The 23,309-nt window shown below is 46.0% G+C and carries 25 protein-coding genes; 18 read left to right on the forward strand and 7 right to left on the reverse strand.

All coding sequences use genetic code 11. The features are described 5' to 3' along the window. Positions 1 to 114 precede the first annotated feature (114 nt). From rbsD to OCU60_RS20015, 7 genes are all read left to right on the forward strand, one after another. Entirely contained in the window at positions 115 to 534 is a 420-nt protein-coding gene (gene rbsD, locus OCU60_RS19985) for a D-ribose pyranase (protein ID WP_074374940.1), read from the forward strand. Positions 535 to 624: 90 nt separating this feature from the next. Beyond that, on the forward strand, positions 625 to 2,130 hold the full coding sequence (rbsA, locus tag OCU60_RS19990) for a ribose ABC transporter ATP-binding protein RbsA (protein WP_074374939.1): 1,506 nt from the start codon (positions 625 to 627) through the stop codon (positions 2,128 to 2,130). Further along, a complete protein-coding gene (gene rbsC, locus OCU60_RS19995) occupies positions 2,127 to 3,107 on the forward strand; it encodes a ribose ABC transporter permease (RefSeq protein ID WP_074374938.1) in 981 nt (326 codons plus the stop codon). Before rbsA ends, rbsC begins: the two co-directional genes overlap by 4 nt. A gap of 234 nt (positions 3,108 to 3,341) precedes the next feature. Then, complete coding sequence (gene rbsB / locus OCU60_RS20000) at positions 3,342 to 4,220, forward strand: ribose ABC transporter substrate-binding protein RbsB (RefSeq protein ID WP_074374937.1); 879 nt, start codon at positions 3,342 to 3,344, stop codon at positions 4,218 to 4,220. Between the two features lie 188 nt (positions 4,221 to 4,408). Beyond that, positions 4,409 to 5,329 (forward strand): ribokinase, encoded by a 921-nt coding sequence (gene rbsK / locus OCU60_RS20005; protein WP_074374936.1) that lies wholly within the window; start codon positions 4,409 to 4,411, stop codon positions 5,327 to 5,329. A 46-nt stretch (positions 5,330 to 5,375) separates the two neighbouring features. After that, complete coding sequence (locus OCU60_RS20010; RefSeq protein WP_074374935.1) at positions 5,376 to 6,383, forward strand: substrate-binding domain-containing protein; 1,008 nt, start codon at positions 5,376 to 5,378, stop codon at positions 6,381 to 6,383. Between the two features lie 281 nt (positions 6,384 to 6,664). After that, complete coding sequence (locus OCU60_RS20015) at positions 6,665 to 8,329, forward strand: putative transporter (protein ID WP_074374934.1); 1,665 nt, start codon at positions 6,665 to 6,667, stop codon at positions 8,327 to 8,329. 147 nt (positions 8,330 to 8,476) lie between these two features. Here OCU60_RS20015 and OCU60_RS20020 read toward each other — a convergent pair whose 3' ends face one another. The 4 genes from OCU60_RS20020 to OCU60_RS20035 are packed head-to-tail and all read right to left on the reverse strand — an operon-like array spanning position 8,477 to position 12,072. Continuing rightward, positions 8,477 to 9,352 (reverse strand): metal ABC transporter permease, encoded by an 876-nt coding sequence (locus tag OCU60_RS20020; protein WP_074374933.1) that lies wholly within the window; start codon positions 9,350 to 9,352, stop codon positions 8,477 to 8,479. Next, entirely contained in the window at positions 9,345 to 10,286 is a 942-nt protein-coding gene (locus OCU60_RS20025; protein ID WP_449361639.1) for a metal ABC transporter permease, read from the reverse strand. Before OCU60_RS20025 ends, OCU60_RS20020 begins: the two co-directional genes overlap by 8 nt. Positions 10,287 to 10,294: 8 nt before the next feature. Then, positions 10,295 to 11,194, reverse strand: coding sequence for a metal ABC transporter ATP-binding protein (locus OCU60_RS20030; RefSeq protein WP_074374932.1), 900 nt, complete (start codon positions 11,192 to 11,194; stop codon positions 10,295 to 10,297). Beyond that, on the reverse strand, positions 11,191 to 12,072 hold the full coding sequence (locus OCU60_RS20035) for a metal ABC transporter substrate-binding protein (protein WP_074374931.1): 882 nt from the start codon (positions 12,070 to 12,072) through the stop codon (positions 11,191 to 11,193). Before OCU60_RS20035 ends, OCU60_RS20030 begins: the two co-directional genes overlap by 4 nt. A gap of 512 nt (positions 12,073 to 12,584) precedes the next feature. Here OCU60_RS20035 and OCU60_RS20040 point away from each other — a divergent pair. After that, positions 12,585 to 13,331 carry a MaoC family dehydratase gene (locus OCU60_RS20040; protein WP_370738702.1) on the forward strand — a complete coding sequence of 249 codons (747 nt, stop codon included), beginning with the start codon at positions 12,585 to 12,587 and terminating at the stop codon, positions 13,329 to 13,331. Positions 13,332 to 13,504: 173 nt separating this feature from the next. On the opposite strand, the gene OCU60_RS20045 is transcribed toward OCU60_RS20040, so the two are convergent. Next, entirely contained in the window at positions 13,505 to 13,969 is a 465-nt protein-coding gene (locus OCU60_RS20045) for an Lrp/AsnC family transcriptional regulator (RefSeq protein ID WP_074374964.1), read from the reverse strand. Between the two features lie 186 nt (positions 13,970 to 14,155). On the opposite strand from OCU60_RS20045, the gene OCU60_RS20050 reads away from it, so the two are divergent. Both OCU60_RS20050 and OCU60_RS20055 read left to right on the forward strand, forming a co-directional pair. After that, positions 14,156 to 15,172: a 1-aminocyclopropane-1-carboxylate deaminase gene (locus OCU60_RS20050; protein ID WP_074374929.1), complete on the forward strand. Its 1,017-nt coding sequence runs from the start codon at positions 14,156 to 14,158 to the stop codon at positions 15,170 to 15,172. A 763-nt stretch (positions 15,173 to 15,935) separates the two neighbouring features. Continuing rightward, on the forward strand, positions 15,936 to 17,237 hold the full coding sequence (locus OCU60_RS20055; RefSeq protein WP_074374928.1) for an anaerobic C4-dicarboxylate transporter: 1,302 nt from the start codon (positions 15,936 to 15,938) through the stop codon (positions 17,235 to 17,237). Positions 17,238 to 17,330: 93 nt separating this feature from the next. Here OCU60_RS20055 and OCU60_RS20060 read toward each other — a convergent pair whose 3' ends face one another. After that, positions 17,331 to 18,020 (reverse strand): LexA family protein, encoded by a 690-nt coding sequence (locus tag OCU60_RS20060; RefSeq protein WP_074374927.1) that lies wholly within the window; start codon positions 18,018 to 18,020, stop codon positions 17,331 to 17,333. A 287-nt stretch (positions 18,021 to 18,307) separates the two neighbouring features. On the opposite strand from OCU60_RS20060, the gene OCU60_RS20065 reads away from it, so the two are divergent. From OCU60_RS20065 to lysC, 7 genes are all read left to right on the forward strand, one after another. Beyond that, positions 18,308 to 19,147, forward strand: a complete 840-nt coding sequence (locus tag OCU60_RS20065) for a conserved phage C-terminal domain-containing protein (protein WP_074374926.1) — start codon at positions 18,308 to 18,310, stop codon at positions 19,145 to 19,147. 24 nt (positions 19,148 to 19,171) lie between these two features. Further along, a complete protein-coding gene (locus tag OCU60_RS20070; protein ID WP_083602767.1) occupies positions 19,172 to 19,867 on the forward strand; it encodes a replication protein P in 696 nt (231 codons plus the stop codon). Continuing rightward, the gene (locus tag OCU60_RS20075) at positions 19,849 to 20,226 is read left to right on the forward strand and encodes a hypothetical protein (RefSeq protein ID WP_074374924.1); all 378 of its coding nucleotides are present in this window, start codon (positions 19,849 to 19,851) and stop codon (positions 20,224 to 20,226) included. The genes OCU60_RS20070 and OCU60_RS20075 overlap by 19 nt, the downstream gene beginning before the upstream one ends. Positions 20,227 to 20,315: 89 nt before the next feature. Further along, positions 20,316 to 20,594 carry a hypothetical protein gene (locus OCU60_RS20080; protein WP_074374923.1) on the forward strand — a complete coding sequence of 93 codons (279 nt, stop codon included), beginning with the start codon at positions 20,316 to 20,318 and terminating at the stop codon, positions 20,592 to 20,594. A gap of 26 nt (positions 20,595 to 20,620) precedes the next feature. Further along, positions 20,621 to 21,157, forward strand: a complete 537-nt coding sequence (locus OCU60_RS20085; RefSeq protein ID WP_074374922.1) for a lysozyme — start codon at positions 20,621 to 20,623, stop codon at positions 21,155 to 21,157. After that, complete coding sequence (locus OCU60_RS20090; RefSeq protein ID WP_139302164.1) at positions 21,147 to 21,485, forward strand: hypothetical protein; 339 nt, start codon at positions 21,147 to 21,149, stop codon at positions 21,483 to 21,485. Before OCU60_RS20085 ends, OCU60_RS20090 begins: the two co-directional genes overlap by 11 nt. 10 nt (positions 21,486 to 21,495) lie before the next feature. Next, positions 21,496 to 21,681: an Rz1-like lysis system protein LysC gene (lysC, locus tag OCU60_RS20095; RefSeq protein WP_205410543.1), complete on the forward strand. Its 186-nt coding sequence runs from the start codon at positions 21,496 to 21,498 to the stop codon at positions 21,679 to 21,681. 339 nt (positions 21,682 to 22,020) lie between these two features. Here the strand turns inward: lysC and OCU60_RS20100 are convergent, their stop codons facing one another. Then, entirely contained in the window at positions 22,021 to 22,272 is a 252-nt protein-coding gene (locus OCU60_RS20100; protein ID WP_021019862.1) for an ogr/Delta-like zinc finger family protein, read from the reverse strand. Between the two features lie 499 nt (positions 22,273 to 22,771). On the opposite strand from OCU60_RS20100, the gene OCU60_RS20105 reads away from it, so the two are divergent. Further along, entirely contained in the window at positions 22,772 to 23,257 is a 486-nt protein-coding gene (locus OCU60_RS20105) for a phage tail protein (RefSeq protein ID WP_074374920.1), read from the forward strand. Positions 23,258 to 23,309: the final 52 nt, after the last annotated feature.

The raw sequence follows: 23,309 nt of genomic DNA on the forward strand, positions 1-23,309 counted from the left end.
TATGATTTTATCGAAACGTTTCGATGAGTGTTTTTTATACAACTGGTCGAAACTCAACGGCAAAAATTGATCACGACGTTGATCAATGGTTTGCACGACTGTTGAGGCATTGTGATGAAAAAAAATCAGTTACTGAACTCAGAGCTTTCTTATTTGGTTGCGACATTAGGACATACCGATGAAGTGACCGTCTGTGATGCCGGATTACCGATTCCGGAAACGACATCGCGTATTGATCTTGCTTTAACTCATGGTGTACCGGGATTTATTGAAACGGTACGCACGTTATTGGCAGAGATGCAGATTGAAGGGGTTGTCCTTGCTGCTGAATTTCGTGAAGTCAGCCCGAATTTACATGAAGAATTGCAGCATTTGCTGCAAATTGAAGAGCAAAAGACCGGTAAAGCCATCCGTCGAACCTATATTAGTCATGAAGCGTTCAAGAGCCGCACCGAAGGTGGTCGTGCGGTCGTGCGGACCGGTGAATGTACACCGTATGCCAATGTTATTTTTCAGGCTGGTGTCGTTTTTTAGTTCGAAAACAGGTTGCTTTAGTTCGAAAACAGGTTGTTTGAGGACAAATTGAAGTTCCGGCAGCATTCCAGAGTCAATTGAGGTGAAATCATGATAGAACCCATTTTAGCGCTCAGCCAGATAGACAAAGCATTCCCCGGCGTGAAAGCGCTCGATGGTGCCAGCTTGAATGTCTATCCGGGACGAGTGATGGCGTTGATGGGAGAGAACGGCGCAGGAAAATCGACACTGATGAAAGTGTTGACTGGTATTTATTCGAAAGACGCCGGAGACATTCTTTATCAACAAGAACGCGCTGCTTTTGCAGGGCCGAGAGACTCTCAGGAAGCCGGTATTTCTATTATTCATCAGGAATTAAATCTGATTCCTGAGTTGACGATTGCAGAGAATATCTTCTTGGGACGGGAAAAGACCAATGTTTTCGGTCGGATCTTGTGGCAAGAGATGTATCTGGAGGCGGACCGTTTGTTGAGTCGCCTGAATGTCCGTCGTAGCTCGAAAACACCACTGGGTCAGTTGAGCCTCGGTGAGCAACAGATGGTTGAAATTGCCAAAGCGCTCTCGTTTGAATCGAAAGTTATCATTATGGATGAGCCGACAGATGCGCTGACCGATACGGAAACGGAATCACTGTTTAGTGTGATCCGGGAACTCCGTGACCAAGGTTGTGGCATTGTCTATATCTCTCACCGACTGAAAGAAATTTTTGAAATTTGTGATGATGTCACGGTGTTGCGCGACGGAAAATTTATTGGTCAGCGCCCGGTTGAGGAGATTGACGAAGATACGCTGATTGAGATGATGGTCGGACGTAAACTCGATGAGCAGTATCCGCGGGTCGATTCGATGAACGGTGACATCTCGATGGAAGTGAGCGGTCTGACCGGGGCCGGGGTTCATGATGTGAGCTTTGTCCTGAAACGCGGTGAAATTCTTGGCGTATCCGGATTGATGGGCGCAGGACGGACCGAGTTGATGAAAGTGATTTATGGCGCATTCCCGCGGGAGAAAGGGGAGATTAAGCTCAATGGCATGGTCATTTCACCCAATACCCCACAAGAAGGTTTGGCCAGCGGGATCGCTTATATCTCGGAAGATCGTAAAGGCGACGGGCTCGTGCTGGGCTTATCCGTTAAAGATAATATGTCGCTGTGTGCCTTGAATTATCTGTCGAAAGGGATGCAGATTAACCATCAGAATGAGAGAGAAGCCGTCGCAGATTTCATTCGTCTGTTTAATATTAAAACCCCTTCTCAGGACCAGATTATCGGTAACTTATCCGGTGGGAATCAGCAGAAAGTGGCCATCGCCAAAGGCTTGATGACGCGGCCTAAAGTGCTGATTCTCGATGAACCAACGCGTGGTGTGGATGTTGGTGCGAAGAAAGAAATTTACCAACTCATTAACAAATTTAAAGCGGAAGGGATGAGTATCATTCTTGTATCTTCCGAAATGCCGGAAGTCCTCGGAATGAGCGACAGAATTCTTGTCATGCATGAAGGACGCATTAGTGGCGAGTTCGCGGCGCAAGATGCCAATCAAGAAAACCTGCTGGCGTGTGCCGTGGGTAAGCATATGCACGAGGTAGCAGCATGAATACCAATTCTATGAATCAACCGACATCCAAGCAACGCAAGTGGTTCAGTAAAGAGTGGCTTATTGAGCAAAAATCATTGATAGCACTGCTTTTTTTGATTCTTGTTGTGTCGTTTCTGAACCCTAACTTTTTTACTGTTGATAATATACTTAATATTTTGCGTCAGACCTCAGTGAATGCCATTATGGCGGTCGGGATGACATTGGTTATATTGACCGCAGGAATTGATTTGAGTGTCGGGTCTGTTTTGGCCCTCTGTGGTGCCTTTGCCGCGAGTATGATTGCGCTTGAGTTACCGGTGTTTGTTGCGGTTCCGGTGTCGTTACTGGCCGGTGCCTGTTTGGGTGGACTGAGTGGCCTGATCATCGCCAAAGGGAAAGTGCAGGCGTTTATTGCGACCTTGGTGACCATGACATTATTACGTGGTGTCACGATGGTTTATACCGAGGGGCGGCCTATCTCAGCCGGATTTACGGACGTTGCCGATGATTTTGCTTGGTTCGGAACCGGTTATGTATTTCATGTTCCGGTACCGGTCTGGATGATGGTCATCGTGTTCGGGCTGGCGTGGTATTTGTTAAACCACACTCGATTTGGACGTTATGTTTACGCATTGGGTGGCAACGAATCGGCAACCCGTTTATCCGGTATCAATGTGGATCGCGTCAAAATTGGTGTCTATGCTATTTGTGGTCTGATGGCGGCTTTGGCGGGTGTGATTGTCACCTCTCGTCTTTCTTCCGCACAACCAACCGCTGGTATGGGGTATGAGTTGGACGCGATTGCCGCTGTTGTTTTGGGCGGAACCAGCCTGATGGGTGGTAAAGGCCGAATCATGGGGACATTAGTCGGGGCGTTAATTATCGGATTTTTGAATAATGCGCTCAATCTGTTGGATGTCTCTTCCTACTATCAGATGATTGCCAAAGCGATCGTGATTTTGCTGGCAGTTCTGGTAGATAATAAAAATAAGTAGTTTGTGTTTAACCAGTAGTTCGTGTTTAACCAGTAGTTCGTGTTTAACCAGTAGTTTGTGTTTAACCAGTAGTTCATGTTTAACCAGTAGTTTGTGTTTAAACAATAGTTCGTGTTTAAACAATAGTCTGTGTTTAAATGATAAGTCATTAGCAACACCCGTAGTACCTATACAATCATGGAATCTTGAATCGGGTTAACGGTCGATTCAGAACCTGAAAATAAGGAAAACAAGATGAAAAAACTAGTTACGCTAATCTCTACAGCTTTACTTTCGTCTACGATGTCTATTGCAGCGCAGGCGCAGGACACCATTGCGATTGTCCTATCGACATTGAACAATCCATTTTTTGTCAGCATGAAAGATGGTGCAGAAGCGAAAGCCAAAGATTTGGGCTATAAACTCATCGTTCTGGATTCACAAAACGATCCAAGTAAAGAGCTTTCCAACGTGGAAGACTTAACGGTTCGTGGTGTGAAAGCCATTCTGATTAATCCGACAGATTCCGATGCCGTTTCGAATGCCATTCGTCTGGCTAACCGTGCCAAAGTGCCAGTCATCACACTTGACCGTGGTGCCAACCATGGTGATGTGGTCAGTCATATCGCATCGGATAACGTTGCCGGTGGTGAAATGGCAGGTGATTTCATTGCTGACAGACTTGGTGATAAGGCCAAAGTGATTCAGTTGGAAGGGATTGCCGGGACCTCTGCCGCTCGTGAGCGTGGTGAAGGTTTCATGAACGCTGTGAAAAAACGTCATCTGAACCTTTTAGCCAGCCAACCTGCAGACTTTGACCGGACAAAAGGGTTGAACGTCATGGAAAACCTATTGGCGGCAAACTCTGACGTGCAAGCTGTCTTTGCTCAGAATGATGAAATGGCGCTCGGTGCAGTTCGTGCTGTTCAGGCGGCAGGCAAAAAAGTGATGATCGTTGGGTTTGACGGCACAGATGACGGTATGAAAGCGGTTCTGCGCGGTCAATTATCAGCAACGATTGCCCAACAGCCGGATGTTATCGGTGCGCTGGGTGTTGATATCGCTGATAAATTACTCAAAGGCGGCACTGTGAACAAAAACGTTCCTGTACCTTTGAAAATTATTAGTAACTAAGCCAGATAGGTCAGCGGCGGCCGTCGCTGACCTGCCTTTTCTCGATAATGTTCGTGAGTGAAACGCGCCACAGCATCCTGAGAAAACCTGCTATTCAAGATAAAAAAAGAAATCGAATATCGTAAGGTCTGCATTGTTGCGAGAGTTCAGACCTTACATATATTGAACTGATTTTCGAGGAAATCCTTATGAGTAAATTAGTTGTACTTGGCAGTGTTAACGCTGATCATGTGTTGCGAGTTCCGACTTTTCCACGTCCGGGAGAAACACTTCATGGACATGATTATCAGGTAATTCCTGGCGGGAAAGGGGCCAATCAGGCGGTTGCAGCTGCTCGTTTGGGAGCCGATATCAGTTTTGTCGCCAGTGTTGGTGACGACCCGTTTGGTGTGAACATCCGGGAAAGTTTTAAGCTGGATGGCATGGATATCTCCGGCGTGAAAATTCAGCCGGATTGCCCGACTGGGATTGCGATGATTCAGGTTACTGATAGCGGTGAAAATGCGATTTGTATCTCTTCTGAAGCGAATGCCCGCCTCACGGCTGAATCACTGGACAGTGATCTGACTCGCATTCAGCAAGCAGCGTATTTTCTGACTCAGCTGGAAACACCGCTTGAAGGGGTGATTCGTGGCGCTCAGACTGCAAAAGCAGCGAGCACGCAAGTGATTCTCAATCCTGCACCCGCGCGTTCGCTGCCGGATGAATTGCTCAGTTGTGTTGATATGATCACGCCGAATGAAACCGAAGCCGAGGTTCTGACGGGTGTGGCTGTCACGGATGAGCCAAGTGCTGCGCGTGCGGCTGCGGTGCTTCATGAGAAAGGCATCACCACAGTGCTGATTACCTTGGGCGCGAAGGGCGTGTGGCTCAGTGAGAACGGACAGGGAACTTTGATTCCCGGATTTCGGGTTGACGCTATCGATACCACTGCTGCCGGAGATACATTTAATGGCGCACTGGTGACCGGACTATTGGAAGGGTTGTCAATGCATCATGCCATTCGCTTTGCCCATGCATCGGCTGCGATTTCTGTGACTCGTTTTGGCGCACAGACCTCGATTCCGGCGCGACAGGAAGTGGATACTTTTCTTGCACAACAAGCATGACAGATAAATCATGATGTAGACGGTTCAACCACAAAGGAGAGATCACATGGCGACGATGAAAGATATTGCCAAACGTGCTGGCGTTTCGACCTCAACGGTCAGTCATGTGATCAATAAAACTCGTTATGTGAGTGATGGCATTGCCGCCCGGATCAATCAGGCGGCGAAAGAGCTGAATTATTCGCCTTCTGCATTAGCACGTAGTCTCAAAATGAATCGAACCAAAACGCTTGGTATGTTAGTGACGACCTCGACGAACCCGTTCTTCGGTGAAGTGGTGAAGGGTGTTGAGCGGAGTTGCTATCAAAAGGGTTACAATCTCATCTTATGTAATACCGAAGGTGATGACCATCGGATGAAAGAATCGATCAATACTTTGCTTGAGAAGCGGGTGGATGGTCTGATTTTGATGTGCTCAGCCCTTGAAGGGGAGCATATTGATGCGTTTGATCGTTTTCCGGAAGTGCCTGTGGTCGTGATGGATCGTGGCCCCGTCCATTTTGCCTGTGATAAAATTCAGGACAATTCGTTGCTCGGTGGATTGATGGCGACCAATCATCTGATTGAGTGTGGCCATCGGGAGATCGGTTGTATCACGGGGCCGTTGCAGTTGCATCAGGCTTACATGCGTTACGAAGGCTTTAAGAAAGCAATGACAGAGGCCAAACTGTCGATTAATCCGGCATGGATCGTTGAAGCCAATTTTGAGTGTGACGGTGGCGTTGATGCCTTTCAGCGTATCTGTCAGCGGGGTCAGCTACCCAGCGCTCTATTCGTCGGGAATGACATGATGGCGATGGGGGTGGTCAATGAAGCCCACGTCCGGGGCATCCGGATTCCTGAGGACTTGTCGATTATCGGTTATGATGATATCTACATTGCCAAATATATGACCCCGCCATTAACGACCATCCACCAGCCAAAGCATCGTTTAGGAACGGCTGCGGTTGAAGCGTTGGTCAATCGTCTTGATAAACGGCAGAGTGATGCACAAGTCGTTCATCTTGAACCGACACTGGTGATTCGGGATAGTGTCCGTCAATATGTTGTTTGATTCCGAATGAAGCATTACCACCAGCCATGAACATTCAAAATATATAAAAATCATTAAATCGATTCATTGAACCTATTGTCCTCACAAATTGAACACTTCCCTTTCCAGAACTCTGATTAATGTTGCAATTTTTAACCTTTATCAAAAATAAGACAGATCGAAGGCTATAGACTGATTTTCAGAGCATTTATTTTTGCACACTGGTGATTCAAAACTATTTTATTAAGTGCAGATAAATTTAATTTTTTCATTTTTTAAATCTGATAACGGAAGTAATAACTATGGGCGAAGTCGCACTCTCGATACTTGTCCTGTCCTTGGTGGCAGTGATTGGGTTGTGGTTAGGTGGCTTGAAAATCAAAGGTGTCGGGCTCGGTATTGGTGGCGTGCTGTTTGGCGGAATTTTCGTCGGGCATTTCATCAACCAGTTTGGCTGGCATCTTGATAGTCATGCTATGCATTTTATTAAAGAATTCGGGTTGATTCTGTTTGTTTACACCATCGGGATTCAGGTCGGGCCGGGGTTTTTTGCCTCTCTGAAAAGTAGTGGTCTCAAGCTGAATGGACTGGCGGCAGGAATTGTCGTGGTTGGTGGTTTAACGGCAGTTATCCTCCATTTTATTTTCAATATTCCGCTGCATATTTTCCTCGGAATCTATTCCGGTGCGGTGACCAATACGCCTTCTTTAGCGGCCGGACAACAAATCCTGCATGAGCTGGGAGAAGTGGACAGCCAAGTCGATATGCTGGGGCTCGGTTATGCCATGGCTTATCCCTTCGGGATTATCGGGATTTTGCTGTCAATGTGGGTTATTCGGATTGTTTTTGAAATTAATGTGGATAAAGAAGCCGAGTCTTATGACAGCCGCAGTCAGGGGAGTAGCAAAGACCTGTTATCGGTCAATGTGATGATCGACAATCCGAATATGGATCAGATGAAGTTTGCTGAATTGGTCACCTTGATTGGTCAAGGGGTCGTGTGCTCCAGAATGAAGACACAGGGCAACTTGGTTGTCCCCGGTGAGGATACCACGCTCCACATCGGTGATTACCTGCATTTTGTCAGTGACCGTCAGGAACTGTTGCATAAAGCGGTCTTGATTGTCGGGCGTGAGGTTTCAGAATCGTTATCCACCAAAGGGACTGTGCTGAAAAGTGATCGGGTGGTGGTGACCAATGAGAAAGTGCTCGGTAAGCATTTGGGTGAACTGAGCCTCAAATATAAACATAATGTGGTTATTTCTCGGTTGAACCGGGCTGGTGTCGAACTGGTGGCAAACCAAGATTCGGTGCTGCAATTCGGGGATATTCTGTATATTGTCGGCCAGAAAGAAGATATTGAATATGTCGGCAAAATGCTCGGAAATACGGCAAGTAAGCTACATCATGTGCAGATGTTGCCGATTTTTATCGGTATTGGCTTAGGTGTGTTACTGGGGTCGATTCCGTTTCAGCTGCCACATTTACCAGCGCCGTTGAAGTTGGGACTGGCCGGCGGCCCATTAATTGTTGCTATTATTCTGGCAAGAATCGGCAGTATCGGTCGGCTTTACTGGTTTATGCCGCCAAGTGCGAACCTCGCTTTACGGGAAATTGGTATTGTGCTCTTTCTGGCGGTGGTTGGGATCAGTTCCGGTGGTGATTTCTTTACCACCATTATGGATGGTGAAGGGCTGACGTGGATGGGGTACGGCATTATCATCACGCTGATCCCGTTGATCACCGTCGGGATGTTCGCTCGCTTTTTCGGTAAAGTGAACTATCTGACGATTTGCGGACTAATGGCGGGTTCGATGACCGATCCACCGGCACTGGCATTTGCCAATGCGATGCATGCGACCAGTGGCGCTTCATCACTGGCTTATGCGACGGTTTATCCGTTAGTGATGTGTTTAAGGATTCTGACACCGCAGGTGATTGCTGTGTTGCTGTGGGTGACCGGCTAGTTGATTGTCACCGAAAATATGGGTTGTCACCCACATATTGATTGTTAAAAAATATTGATTGTTAAAAATATTGATGGTGACAAGACAAAAAATACCGCCAACCGGCGGTATTTTTTTATGTCTGTCACTGAGTATGCAGCGCAGCGATCAATGGGAGGTGCGGGTGTTTGTCTCTGGTGACGGTTCGTTGAGCATTGTCATCCGGGTTTTTAGTTTGGTGAAGGTGAGTGCCAGCATAAAAAATGTCGCCTGAACGAGTACGATACATGCGCTGGTCGCGCCATCGATATGAAAACTAATCAGAATCCCGAGAATGATTGCGCTCAGCGAGACACCCAATGCGATCCACATCATATAGGCGAACTGTTTGGTGAGGATAAAAGCGGTCATGCCCGGCGCCACCAGCATCGCGACCACCATAATGACCCCGACGGCTTGAATGGTTGCGACGATGGTCAGTGACAAGAGCACCAGTAAACTGTAGTGAATCAGCACCACGGGGAGTCCGACAACACGCGCGTGGCTGCGGTCAAAGCAGTAAAGTAAGAAATCTTTCCTGAATATGACGATAATGGCAAATACAATCAAGGATAGGGTCACGGTTTGAATGAATTCAAAATCCTGAATACCAAGCATATTGCCGAACAGAATATGTAGCAGGTGCTGATCGGTTTGTATTTTGGTGAACAGGATCAGACCCAGTGCAAACATGCCCGAATAGACAATTCCCATCACGGTATCTTCTTTGACCCGGCAATTTTCCTTGATATAGCCACTCATCAGGGCACAGGTCAGGCCGGAGATAAATGCACCGATTGGTAATGCGATCCCCAATGCGTAGGCAATTACGATGCCCGGTAATACAGCATGAGAGATCGCATCGCCCATCAGCGACCAGCCTTTCAGAACCAGATAGCACGAGAGTACAGCACAGACCGCACCCACGGCCAGACCGGCCCACAGGGCGCGCTGCATAAATTCAAACTGGAAAGGTTCACTGAACCATTGTATGAGATTATCCATCATAACCCCCTGAGGGAACGGTGTTGGGAGCGTGTGTCTGGTTTACGGACTTTTGGTGAAAAGTCTTCTTGTCACTCGGCTTGTCAACCGAGGTTCGATGTCTGGCATTTCTCCGGTTCGCGAGCACTCCATATTTCGGTGCAAAGACAAATGCGCAGAGAAAGATCAGGGTTTGCAGCAGTACAATCGTGCCGCCCGTTGCGCCATTGAGGTAATAACTGAGGTAGGCGCCTAAAGCGCTGGTGACAAAACCAAGCGTGATGGCAATGATTAACAGCAGGCCAAATCGGTCAGTCAGTAAATATGCTGTCGCCCCCGGTGTGATGACCATAGCGATCACCAGAATCGCTCCGACGGTTTGTAGTGAGGCAACCGTACAGGCACTGAGAATGGTAAAGAATATGACTTTCAGAGCCGTCGGTGATAAACCAACGGATGAGGCTTGGGTTTCATCGAAGAACACCAGCATGAGATCTTTCCACAGTAATGTCAGAAGCACAAATGACACCCCGGCGATGATCAGCATTTGCATTAAATCAGACTGACTTACGGTTAAGATACTGCCGAAAATAATTCCTTCAATATTAATTGACGTTGGATTGAGTGAGATCAGCAGTAGGCCAGCGGCAAAAAAAGTGGTGAAAATGAAGCCGATAATGGCATCTTCTTTCAAATGGGAAAGTGACCGGAGCAGCGCGATCCCGAGTGAAGCCAGAAAGCCTGCGATAAATGCACCGACGGAGTAAGGCAATCCCAGCGCATAGGCGCCGGCAACACCGGGAACCACCGAATGAGACAGCGCATCGCCGATCAGTGACCAGCCTTTGAGCATCAGGAAAGCGGATAAGAATGCACACACCGCCCCGACGATGGCACTACTTAAAATGGCGTGCTGCATATATTGATAGTGCAACGGTTCCAGAAGTAATTCCAACATGGCTGTTACCTCGAGGTTGATTGAGGTTGTTCGGGAGACTTGTTATCCCGAATCAGTGTGGCACTGTGTTGGTCTTTGCCATAAAAGACCGCGGGTTTTTCATGGTCTGAGAAAATCGTGACGGCACGTTCATCCTGATCCTGATGGAGCGTTTCACCGAGAATCCCGACGTGTTTCAGGACCCCGCCGAATGTGGCGATCAGATTTTGTTGGGTGAAGGTATCGTGAATATTGCCGGCTGCAACGATGGTTCGGTTGATAAACACCACTTCATTACAGTAATCGGGAATATTCCCCAGATTGTGTGTCGATACTAAAATCAGATGACCTTCATCTCTGAGTTCACGGAGCAGATTCATAATCGCTTCTTCGGTGGTAAAGTCGACACCGGTAAACGGTTCATCGAGTAGGATTGTCTGACTCTCCTGAGCGAGTGCCCGGGCGAGAAACACCCGTTTTTTTTGTCCGCCGGAGAGTTCTCCGATTTGACGGCTCGCCAGATTTTCAATGCCCATGCGCTGCATCGCCTGCTGAACTTTGTCTTTATCCGTCAGACTCGGGTGGCGCAAGAAATTCATAAAACCATAACGTCCTTGCATCACGACATCCCGAACCAGAATCGGAAAGTCCCAGTCGATGTCTTCACTCTGCGGCACATAAGCGACCTGATTCTGTTTGAGTGCATGTCGGATCGGGTGTTGGGATAGGCGAATCTCTCCTTGAGAGGTTTTGACCAATCCCATGATGCTTTTGAATAGCGTTGATTTACCACCGCCATTCACACCAACCAGCGCACAGATGGTGCCACCTTGCAAACTGAAGCTGACATCATGAATTGCTTTAAAACCATTATTGTAAGTAACACTTACTTGGGTTGCTTCAAGCGTGACGGGTTGATGGCTCATGATTGTAATCCTCTGACAATGGTATCGGTGGTGACCTTGAGTAGATCAAGGTAAGTCGGAACCGGCCCGTCCCGGGTCGAGAGAGAATCCACATAAAGGATACCACCATAGGTTGCCCCGGTTTCTCTGGCCACCTGTTTGGCGGGGCGGTCAGAGATGGTGCTCTCACTGAACAGCACATGAATATGATACTGATAGATGGTATCAATTAAGGCTTTCACTTGATGCGGTGTTCCTTGTTGATCGGCATTAATCGGCCAGAGAAACGCTTCTTTTAAACCATAGTCTCTCGCCAGATAGCTGAAAGCGCCTTCACTGGTAACCAGCCAGCGTTTTTGTTCAGGGATGGCTGCCAGTTGTGTACGGATATGCTCATTCAGTTGTTTGATTTTTTTCTGATACGCTTGGGCGTTGTGATTGTATGTTGCAGCATGGCTCGGATCGTATTTCACCAGTGCCTGACGGATATTTTCTACATAGATCAATGCATTTTTCGGAGACATCCATGCATGAGGGTTGGGTTTATTTTTATACGGGCCGGTATAGATCGAGAGTGGCTGAATACCATCGCTGACGACGATGGAAGGCACGTCTTTTACATTGGAGAAAAAACGGTGGAACCACCGCTCTAGATTCAGGCCATTCCACAACACCAGATCAGCGGACTGCGCTTTGATAATATCTCTCGGTGTCGGCTGATAGTTGTGAATTTCTGCGCCGGGTTTGGTTAAAGAGACTACCTCGGCAGCGTCTCCGGCAATATTCTGTGCCATGTCCTGAATAATGGTAAATGTTGTTACAACTTTAAACTTCGCCCAGGCCATGCCGGGTAAGAGCATCAAAGCACAATAAAATGAGGTCATTAAATATTTTTTCATACAATCGCCACCTTCAGGCCTGATTGAAAACTCTATATGATAATAATTATCATTTATATTTGATGAGTTGTCTACTGAGCATAGCAAAGTATTCCATCTGCCGGACCGATATCTGTGATAGGAAGAAACAATGGGGAGATTGCAACGGCGAGAGGGGGAATGGATCAAATGATTGAAATTTTGTGCATGATGGCACTGTTTTTGTATGTAATAGAGAGTCTGGTCGTTTTTAATCTTTTATTTTACATCAGATTGAACCGGGAAATATGAAGATTCTATGACATTGATTTATAAGCTGAAAGCTAAAAATGGGCTTCATTTGAAGCAAATGGAGCCTATGCATGCAGAGCGAGCATACCAGTGCTGGGTGATGTTCTAATAAAATGGCGTTTTATTTGTAACTTAATGAAAAATATATAAAAAACACTGTTCAGTTAACGCATGTACGCCCGAAAGTATTTGCACCTTTCTGTGAAGTAGTTCAAAATCAAACTGTTATAGACTTCATAATAATGAAGCAAGGAGTTGAGATGAAAGTCGTTGAACTGTTCAAACAACGTGGTGAAATATTAAGCAAGCAGCATGCAGAACTGATGCAGAAGATGCCGCCGGCGATGCGCGATTATTGGGAAGAATTGTTGACAAAAACGAATAACTTTCACCTGTTTTCGTGGATCAGAGATTTTCATCAACCAGCGGTGAATGAAGAAGTTAGTTTGCCGAATGATGCAGATAATGCTGCGTTAAAGCGTGAATCTGCGACCTTTGCTTATGAGTCGCTGAAGTTAACCCCGGAAGCTCAGGCTTTGTATGAAGAGCTACGGGAGAAAATTGGTGAAGTGATCCATGTTGGCGACTGGCTGAATATTGACCAATCCCGGATTGATCAATTTGGTTCTGTGACTGAGGATACACAGTGGATTCATATGGATCCTGAGCGGGCATCCGTTGAATCACCGTTTAAGACAACCATTGCACATGGTTTTCTGACGTTAGCATTGTTACCGAAACTGACCGATAGCGTGAATCCTGAAGTGCCGTTATTTCCGACCGCAAAAATGGTGGTGAACGTCGGTCTGAATCAGGTACGCTTTCCGTATCCGGTAAAATCGGGTGATCGTGTCCGGGCGAAAAGTATTCTGACCAAAGTCACCCCCGTGCGTAAAGGGCTGGAAATCGAGCGTGAAATTCGCGTTGAGATTGACGGTATCAGACGTCCTGGCTGTATCGTTGTGTCGGTGATTCAACTGCATTTCTGAGATGGTTACATTATTTTTAAAGACATATTGTTTTTAAAGACATATTGTTTTTAAAGACATCGTGTTTTTACAGACATCGTATTTTTACAGACATATAAAAACGGGGGCTTTGATGCCTCGTTTTTTTATGCTGCGACTTGCTCTTCCTCAACCATGACAGCATATACCATGGGCTAGAACCGTAGCGGAGCATGGTGAATGACTTCTTTCATGACAAAGAAGGTTCGGATCTGTCGGACACCGGGTAGGGCGATTAAGTGATTGGCATGAAGTTGATTGAAATCCGCCATATCTTGCACCCGGACCCGAAGAAAATAATCAAATTCCCCCGCAACTAACTGGCAATCAATAATGACAGGCAGGCGAATAATTGCCGCTTCAAATTCGGCAAAGCTTTCCGGTGTTGAGCGATCCAGCACCACACCCACAGTGACCAAGGTGCCCAAATCAAGATCCTGTGGATTCACTTCTGCTCTGACTGACTGAATTGTCCCTTGCTTGAACAGGCGTTCAACACGGCGGTGACACGTCGCCGGACTAATGTTGGTTTTTTCTGCCAGAACGGCATTACTCGTTCTGCCATCTTGCTGTAACAGGCGCAGCAGTTTCAGATCGATTCGATCAAGTGATTGATTCATGAAATTATCTTTCATTTTAATAGGAATATATTCATTAAAATATCTATTTATAGTACATATGTAAAATTAATATTAAAAAAATGAAAACAAATAGAAAGCACATTTCATTTCAGATTGCGTAATCTAAATGTATATCCTTTCAAACAAGATTGATTGGTTTGGTCATCGCATATAAGGAAATTTGTCATGAAATTGGAGAAGTTTGAACGTTACCCGCTTAATTTTGGTCCGACCCCGATTGAAAAACTCAGTCGCCTGAGTGAATTTCTCGGAGGCGAGGTTGAAATTTATGCAAAGCGAGAAGATTGCAACTGTGGGCTGGCTTTTGGCGGTAACAAAATTCGCAAGCTGGAATATATTGTCCCTGAGGCGCTTGCCAGTGGTGCCGATACGTTAGTCACCATCGGGGGTGTGCAATCAAACCATACCCGTCTGGTGGCTGCGACAGCGGCAAAGCTCGGTATGAAATGTCGGCTGGTTCAGGAGAGCTGGGTACCCTTTCAGGATGCGGTCTATGATCGTGTGGGGAATATCCTGATGAGTCGGGTGATGGGGGCTGAGATTGAACTTGTTGATGAAGGGTTTGATATTGGTATTCGCGAAAGTTGGGAAAATGCCATCGAAGATGTGAAAGCAAAAGGCGGTGTTCCTTATCCGATTCCTGCCGGTGCATCAGAGCATCCATATGGTGGGTTGGGGTATGTCCGGTTTGCTGAAGAAGTTCGCGAACAAGAAGCCGAAATGGGAATCAAATTCGATTATATCGTGGTGTGTACAGTGACGGGGTCGACAATGGCCGGGATGGTTGTCGGCTTTGCGGCTGATGGCAGAGCACAGAATGTGATCGGTATTGATGCTTCAGGCACGCCGGAGAAAAATCATGGGCAGGTGTTACGGATTGCACAGCATACGGCTGATTTAGTCGAACTGGGTCAGGAAATCACAGCAGAAGATATTGTCATCATGGACGATTATGCTTATCCGGCTTATGGCGTTCCTTCTGATGAGACCAATGATGCAATTCGAATTGCAGCGCGCACGGAAGGTATGATGACCGATCCGGTTTATGAAGGAAAATCAATGCAAGGTTTGATTGATCTGACACGTCAGGGATTCTTCCCGAAAGGTGCCAAAGTATTATATGCACACTTGGGTGGTGTACCGGCAATTAATGCCTATAGTTATATTTATCGTAACGGCTAATTGACTGAAATCAATTCGCTCATATATCTGGCACAATATTTTTTGTGTCAGATATATTGAATATCTCCATTATTTTATTTAGATCAATTTTTGTTTATTTATTCTTTGGTCAATAATGGGATGCACCAAAAAGGTGATCTAAGTACTGTTATTTTTGCGTTGGTACGGTATGATGAAACCCAAAATCAGGATAGATTTTTAAACTAATCTTTGCTCAGAAAGGATTCTTATATTTTAGTGGCAGGCAATCATTACATGATTTCCGACATAATAAACTAAGGATTCTTGATGATTAATATGAGAGATATTTCCTACTCCTATCTATTCGTCTCCCTCGATCAGGTTAACCTGTCAAGACTTCCTCCGTTTCTTCTATTGTCACTGAATATGAAACAACAAGCGTTATCAATTTAAGTCATCTATTTTACCGATAGGGAATAATAAAGTTTCAATCGATTTATTCAAATGATCAATTGTTTCAAATGTAAATATAGTGTGTTTTTTATTTGTAGATTGAGGAAAAATATTGATTTCATAAATATATTTTTGTGTTAAGAAAGTTATCTATCATTTTATTTTTTGTAACAAAAAGCAAGACAGAATTCGTAAATTAAAGTCGTTATTGAGTGGTTGAGACGTAAGGGATTTTAGTTTGTGAGAGGGTGCTTGCAATGGATCTGCTATCAATTGCCCCACTAAGTCATTATTCAATATTGAAATAATAATTTTTAATTAAAATACAATAACTTAACGAGGTATCATCATGGTAGCAGTAGAGCTGTTTATTGTCCTGCTCTTCATTTTTCTCGGCGCCAGAATTGGCGGTATCGGCATTGGATTTGCCGGCGGGGCAGGTGTCATCATCTTGACAATGGGATTGGGGATGCACGCTGGTACTATCCCGGTCGATGTTATTTTAATCATTATGTCCGTGATTACCGCAATTGCAGCGATGCAAGTTGCCGGTGGGATGGACTGGCTGGTTGACTTGGCAGAAAAGTTTTTAAGAAAAAATCCGAAACATATTACCTTTTATGCGCCTATCGTAACTTTTGTGATGACACTTTTGGCGGGAACCGGTCATACGGCATTTTCAACCTTGCCGGTTATTGCTGAAGTGGCGAAAGAGCAAAAAGTCAGACCGTCACGTCCACTGTCGATTGCGGTGGTGGCATCTCAAATTGCGATTACAGCATCCCCGATTTCTGCGGCTGTGGTCTTTTTCTCCGGTATTCTTGAGCCATTAGGCGTCGGTTATCTGATGTTGCTGGCCGTATGTATCCCAACCACGTTTACAGCATGTATGGTGGGTGCTTTTGTCGCGAACTTCTTAGGTAAAGATCTGGAAGACGATCCGATTTATCAAGAACGTCTGGAAAAAGGTCTGATTAAAGTCCGTGGTGTGACCAAGCGTGAGATTTTACCATCCGCGAAGACGTCGGTTTATATCTTCATCATTGCGATCGTTGCTGTGGTTGCTTATGCCACAATGATTAGTAAGGCTGTCGGATTGATTACAGATCCTGCAATCGGTCGTAACCAAGCTATTATGGCGATTATGCTAATGGCCGCGACGGCAATTATCCTGTTTACCAAGGTCGATGCTTCAAAAATCAGCTCGGTTTCAACGTTTAAATCAGGGATGAGTGCTTGTGTCTGCGTACTTGGGGTTGCTTGGTTAGGTGATACTTTTGTTTCTGGCCATATCAACGAAATTAAAGAATTATCTGCACATATTCTTGAACAATATCCGTGGATGCTAGCGATTACATTGTTCTTCGCATCAATGCTTCTTTATTCACAAGGTGCAACAACCACCGCATTGATGCCCGCTGCGCTGGCCATCGGGGTTGCACCGTTAACAGCCGTGGCTTCTTTTGCAGCTGTGAGCGCGCTCTTTGTTCTGCCAACTTATCCAACATTATTGGCGGCAGTGGAGATGGATGATACGGGTTCAACCCGAATCGGCAACTATGTCTTCAATCATCCGTTCTTTATCCCGGGTGTGGCGACCATCACTTCAGCCGTGACATTCGGATTTATCTTCGGTGGTATGATTCTGTAACAGCGTGATTGGTTGTATCTGAAAGGGGGAGCTTCTATCGCTCCCCCTTTTTAATGGGTTCAATGTTAAACAGGTTCAATGTTAAACAGAATGTTAAATGGGTTTCATGTGGGCAATCACTGTCCCGATGATTTGACAGTTACCATTGATAGATAAAAACCGCAACTCTGGCGGATAGGAAGGATTGAGCGCCTTCAGATAATTTTTATTATCAATGACTTGTATCTGTTTGAATGTTGCTTCTGCCGAATCGGTCAGCATCGCAATGACGAATTTGTTGTGTTCTGGCTCGACGAGATTCGGATCAATAAAGATCAGGTCGTTTTCCTCAAACCTTGGCTCCATCGAGTCTCCCCGAACCCGAAGAATATAAGTGCCGGGGCCACTGTGCACCGGGCAAGGATAATATTCATATTCATCCGGCGCGTACGGCGTTACTGCTTCAGAAAAATCACCGGCTTTGACCCAGGAAATCACCGGACACATGGTCGAAACGGCAGGGCCAGTACTGACGTTTGCCTGCGACGCTGTTTCAGCGTGTTCGGCATTGGCTGAATTGGTGCCGTATACGATCCATTCCGGTGAACATTCTAATGCTTTAGACATCGCCAGTAATAAGCGGTCTTTCATACTTGACTGAATGCCGTTCTCGATCTGGCTGATCGTAATTCGGTTCAGACTCAGTGATGAATCAATCTCTTTTACTCGGGCTGTCAGCATGTCTTGGGTGAGCCCTAAACTTTCTCGTCTGGCTTTGAGACGTTCGCCTAATTCAACAATCATAAATCACAATGCCCGTGATAACGGGATATCCTCAATTGGTTGTTTCTTTTCAGAACCCTGACAGGTGTTCGCATTCAGAGTCCCAATCATAGCCCTTTTCAATCCAAGTATACAGCACTTTTGTAATGATTTTTACACCAAAAAAGAAAATTTTATTACGTCGTTATATTTACACTTGCTGAAAGTTTCCTTACTATTGCTATCAAAATAGCGGTGAGACGTTGGATCCTTACCCGTTTTTCAGTATGGCAAAGGTGTGATATTCCGGCGGTTAACAAGGTGTATGAATGAGTATTAGACGGGCCAAGCGGGAACAGTGTTTTACGTTGGTCGGCAATCATATTTTTCAGGAAGGGCATTTGTCTTTTCAGGCGATGGGGATGTTGACTTATCTGCTATCGAAGCCGGACCACTGGCAAGTCAGCCCGGCGCATTTAGCCAATGTGACACAAGGATCTGCGAAGAAAACCGGTCGGGATGGTGTCTACGCCATTTTGAAAGAGCTGCGACAGGTCGGCTATGTCACGACACAAAAGCGTGCCACCGGAGAGATTGAATATATTGTTTTTGATGAACCAAAAACGGTTCATCCGGATAAGGCTATTGGGGAAATGCCTTGTGCTGAAACGGATAAGCCAGATCTGGCTGAACCAGATCCGGCTCAGACGACACAAGTAATGACTGATCCAAAACAAGAACAGAATGATCAATCAATGATCCTTGCTCAGCCATCAGCAAAAGTTGATGTGGCTATGGCCGGGTCATCACAACAACAAGCGATGCAAGCAGTGGTTGTTCATCTGAATCAAACTGCACAGACACGGTTTCAGCCGAAAGGTCAAACTGCCAGTTTCATTGTGGCTCGCTTACAGGAAGATTTTTCAGTTGAGGAGCTCATGGCTGTGATTGATCACAAAGTTCGAGAGTGGGGAAATGATGCCCGGATGCGCCAATATTTGCGTCCGGCCACGTTGTTCAACACCAATAAATTTCCGGGCTACCTCTCACAAGCGCAGTATGTGCGCGAGAACGCTAGCGCGGGGCAGTCGTTGCGAAATTGGGAGCCTGATGATGAGGATACCGGTTGGATTCATGCGTTACATCAGTTTCCTGAACAACATAACTGATTCATAACACGGGTGAGGGAATCGATGATGAAGTCAATAACCGATAAAGCAATCCAGAATGAATTGAAGGTTTTGTCCGCTGACCGTGAAGCTTCCGCAGATCAGCAGTCTGCCGATACTTTTGCAGCCCAGATCGTCAACATGATTTTACGTGAGCTACGGGGGATTCATCCGGCATGGCGCGCCTCAATCCGGAGTGAACAGGAATACGAAACGCTCAAGTTGAATTATGTCAAAGCCATGATGGAGCAGGGCGTGAATACCATGGTGCAGGTGCAACGTGGTCTGCGGATGGCACGGGCTAATTCATCCGATTTTATTCCCGGGCCGGGAAAGTTCTGCGCCTGGTGTTTGGATGATGAGGCGTGGTTGTCTGCTTATCAGCGCATGATGATGCGACGTGTACCACAAAGTCGTCTGGAACAATTGGTGCGCAACGAGTGTGAATTTGATGTACGTAAGTTAAATCAGGAAAAAGCGCAGCAGCTTTTTGAAAAAACGTATCACAAATGGGTACAGCGGGAACGGAATGGCACGTTACCCCCGCAGGTTAGCCGACTGTCATCACCACTCGTGACGACTGAATTTGACCGATTGCGTTGTGAGCGAGGGGTACCGGATCCGAATACATTAACCGGCATATTTAAACGTGTCGCTGAGCTAGGGCAGCGATATCAGAGCAATAAAATGGGGAATAAATCATGGAATTTACCACAGTAGAAATTAACGCCATGCGTAAAGAACTCATGAATTATGCGTTCTCAGCTTTGGTCCGGCGCATGCCGATGAATAAGTGTAAAGCTTATGAATATATTGCGAATTATCTCGGTGTGAAATACAGCACCGTAACCAATATGGTTCAGAAAGGGATTTCCGCAAAACATGCTGCCGGGTTATCTGCCATCGCATCCCGGTTTAAAACCCGAATGTATCGTTATCAATTTGCCCCGACCGATGCCATTTGTCAGGCATGGCTGGAACATGATTATCGCTGTGATAAAGGTAAGCATGCCAGCAAACATCTGTTCAAGCATTGGGAGCGGGATATGAACAAGTTACATATTTATGAGGATGCATGAATGTTCCAAGACAAATCTGACGGGGTTCATTTCAGTGTATTCAATATCAATACAAATCATCCTTTCTGCCTGAAAGGAGAACCACAACGATGAGTCTTTTTTCTTTCAAAACCGGACATGGGGGAGCAGTTATTTCTGAAAAAGCAACGATGTCAATTGCTGTTGGAAGTGGTACGGGAGTTGGTGTCAGTGTCGCTCAGGGTGCAGAGAATTATCAGTCGATGATGAATTCGAGTTTACATGACATCCTGACGGGAAACTTTGTCTGGTATGGTTCAGATATCGCTTTCCTCATTGGCACAACCTTATCCGTGATCGGCATTGGTATTACATTGGTGCGTTTGTTTCTGTTTCAGTCACAAAGGTAAAGGTCAAAATAAAGATAGAGGTCAGCATGAAATATAACCGATTGATTGGTACGGTACTTTTTGGTGCTGTGGCGGTCACCGGCACATTTGAAGGTCAGCGAAATGAGGCTTATCAGGATCCGGGAGGGGTATGGACGGTCTGTTTCGGAGAAACGGCAGGGGTTCGTCAGGATATGTCTTACAGTGATCAGCAGTGTGCCATGATGCTCGCCAGTTCCCTGAATTATCATAATCAACCACTGGAGAACCTGCATTATCAATTGCCACCCAATGTGCACATTGCCGCTCTTGATTTCAGCTATAACCTCGGGACGAATGCGCTGCGCCGCTCAACACTCTATCGCAAACTGAAGCAGCAGGATATTGCGGGGGCGTGTCTGGAGTTTAATCGGTGGGTATATCTGAATGGCAAAGACTGCCGTGTGACAGGGAATCGTTGCCGGGGGATCGTCACTCGCAGAGAGATTGAAACTCAGCTTTGTCTGGGACAGATTTCGGTCAGGGATGCATTGATACAATTGGGGCATACGCCCTCGGATTCTGAGGTGATGTATGATCTTTAAAGGATATGTAAGACTTGGCATTTTGGTGCTGCTTGGGTGTGGGGTTGGCAGTGTTATTCTCAGAATCAAATGGTTGGTTGCTGAGAATGAAAAACTGACCGCTCAAGTCGCTCAATCGAGTGTACAGATTATGATGCAGAAAAATGTGCTGGATCAGGTTGCTCAGGAACGGGAACAGATCAATCAGCTCCTGATCAGAAGAGCCCGGAACAGTGCTGATAACGAGGAAAAACTACGCCATGAGATTCAAACACTACAACAGGAAATATCGGGTCATTCTTGCGTTATCCCTGTTACCGTTACTGAACGGTTGCGCGAGTCATACTGACCCACCGCCGGTGATTCAGACACAGTATATTTTGCCACCGGAAGGCATGATTGTTCCCTGTTATAAACCAAGCATCAGCGGCACTTGGCCGGAGATTATCACGGAAGATATTCCCCGGCTGAAATCAGCGTTGAGCCAGTGTGCTGGCCAGGCTGATGACTATCTGCAATGGCGGGCATCCAAAGTCACGCCTTGAAATCTTTTCCCGCAACATCCTGAGTGATGTGGTCAAGATGCGTCACGCAAATCCGATATTCACGCTAAAAATCTTTCTGTTGATTCCCGAGGCTAAGTCGTTTGGGGATGAGGCTGGAAGATTTTTTGATATTTGCTGCTTCTATACCGGTTCGCTGCATCGGCTTGCGGTGATGCCAACACGTCTTATCGAAGCTTTGTACGCTACTTAATGAAAGATAATTTACATTCATCCTAAGTCGGTCTGGCAATGTGATGAGGAAACAGAAAGGAGAAAAAATTCAGTCAGCCGATAGAGAAAAAACGCTAAAAACGGCTGACTGAAAAGGAGAGAAAAGGATTAAATTAAAGACAATTCTTGTTGCAGACTGGCGCGGCTTTCAGGCGGCAGGGATTTAATTAGATTGCAGACTAACTGGTTGGCGGCCTTGGCCGAAGGGCTCAGAGTGTGGCTGTAAGATAAATTCATGACGAACGTGTGACCGCACTCAGGATCACTACAACTACAGTACAAATCAGCATGACTGTTGGTAATCCGGTTCGATTTTTGGATCCGGCTTTTCTGACCACACTCAGGGCATAACACTCTCATATTTATACCTTCCCTCTGATGAATAATTGACACAATTATAACAAGGTTGATGGCATACACCTAGCGAAATGTAAAAAAACTTACCAAGAAGTGCGAACAATCGCAGTGCAACGTTGATGCTGTCTGACGTGCGCGGGTTTTGCTGCGATTGGGCACAGAAGTTAGACCGCGGTCGTCGCCGAGTTATCCCTGACATGTTTGCTGAAGAACGTTGATGTCGAACGATATGATGTTGAACAAAATATCGACAAAACAGCACGGTTCATCACTCATTTTATCCTGATTGATTCCAGTCTGTTCCGTTTTATGCCATATCCGAATCAGGCCGAATTCAACGTGATGCATCTTTTTTCCAGACCGAGTATTCTTCTCTCAACCCAACAAAACGGGGAAATAAAACGAAGTTGCTGTTATCTAATAAATTGATATTTATAAATAAATTATCAAATGAAGAGATGTCAGACTCGGGAAAGCTAACCCATAGTAAGGTGACAGTTTCATGGCTCAGTATGAAGCGGGCGATAAGCTCAGAGAACTTAAAACATTCATCACGACGTGTGTCGGAGACGAAATTGCACAAACCCTGACAACCCAAATGAAGAATATCTCTCTGAGTCTGGACAGTCAGTTTCTGGGCAACGGTTGTCAGTTACTAAGGATGCGGTATCACGCTCGTCTGGTGTTCAATCACTTTCCACATCTCACCTATAGCCCTGCGGTACTTTTTGCCAATGTAGGGGCTTGGTTGATGGATCATGACTCAGAGCGGGAAACTGCCGCGATACTGGCAAATCCAGTCATTGAGATGACGACCGTCGATGAAACGTATTCGACAATCATTATCGAGATTGAGTTTGAAGAACCTGTCAGCGTGACAGAAGACACTGCGGGACCAATCTATTGGCGTGGTAAACAGTGGCGCATTGATGCATATGAAATCTGGGTGGCGGAAACATTGGGCAATTTCACCACAGGCCGACGTTAAGCGGCCGGAAATTGCAGAACAAAATTTCTGATTCACCCATACCAAAGGCGAT

This window comes from Vibrio spartinae, assembly GCF_024347135.1.
In the GTDB taxonomy this organism is placed as follows: domain Bacteria; phylum Pseudomonadota; class Gammaproteobacteria; order Enterobacterales; family Vibrionaceae; genus Vibrio; species Vibrio spartinae.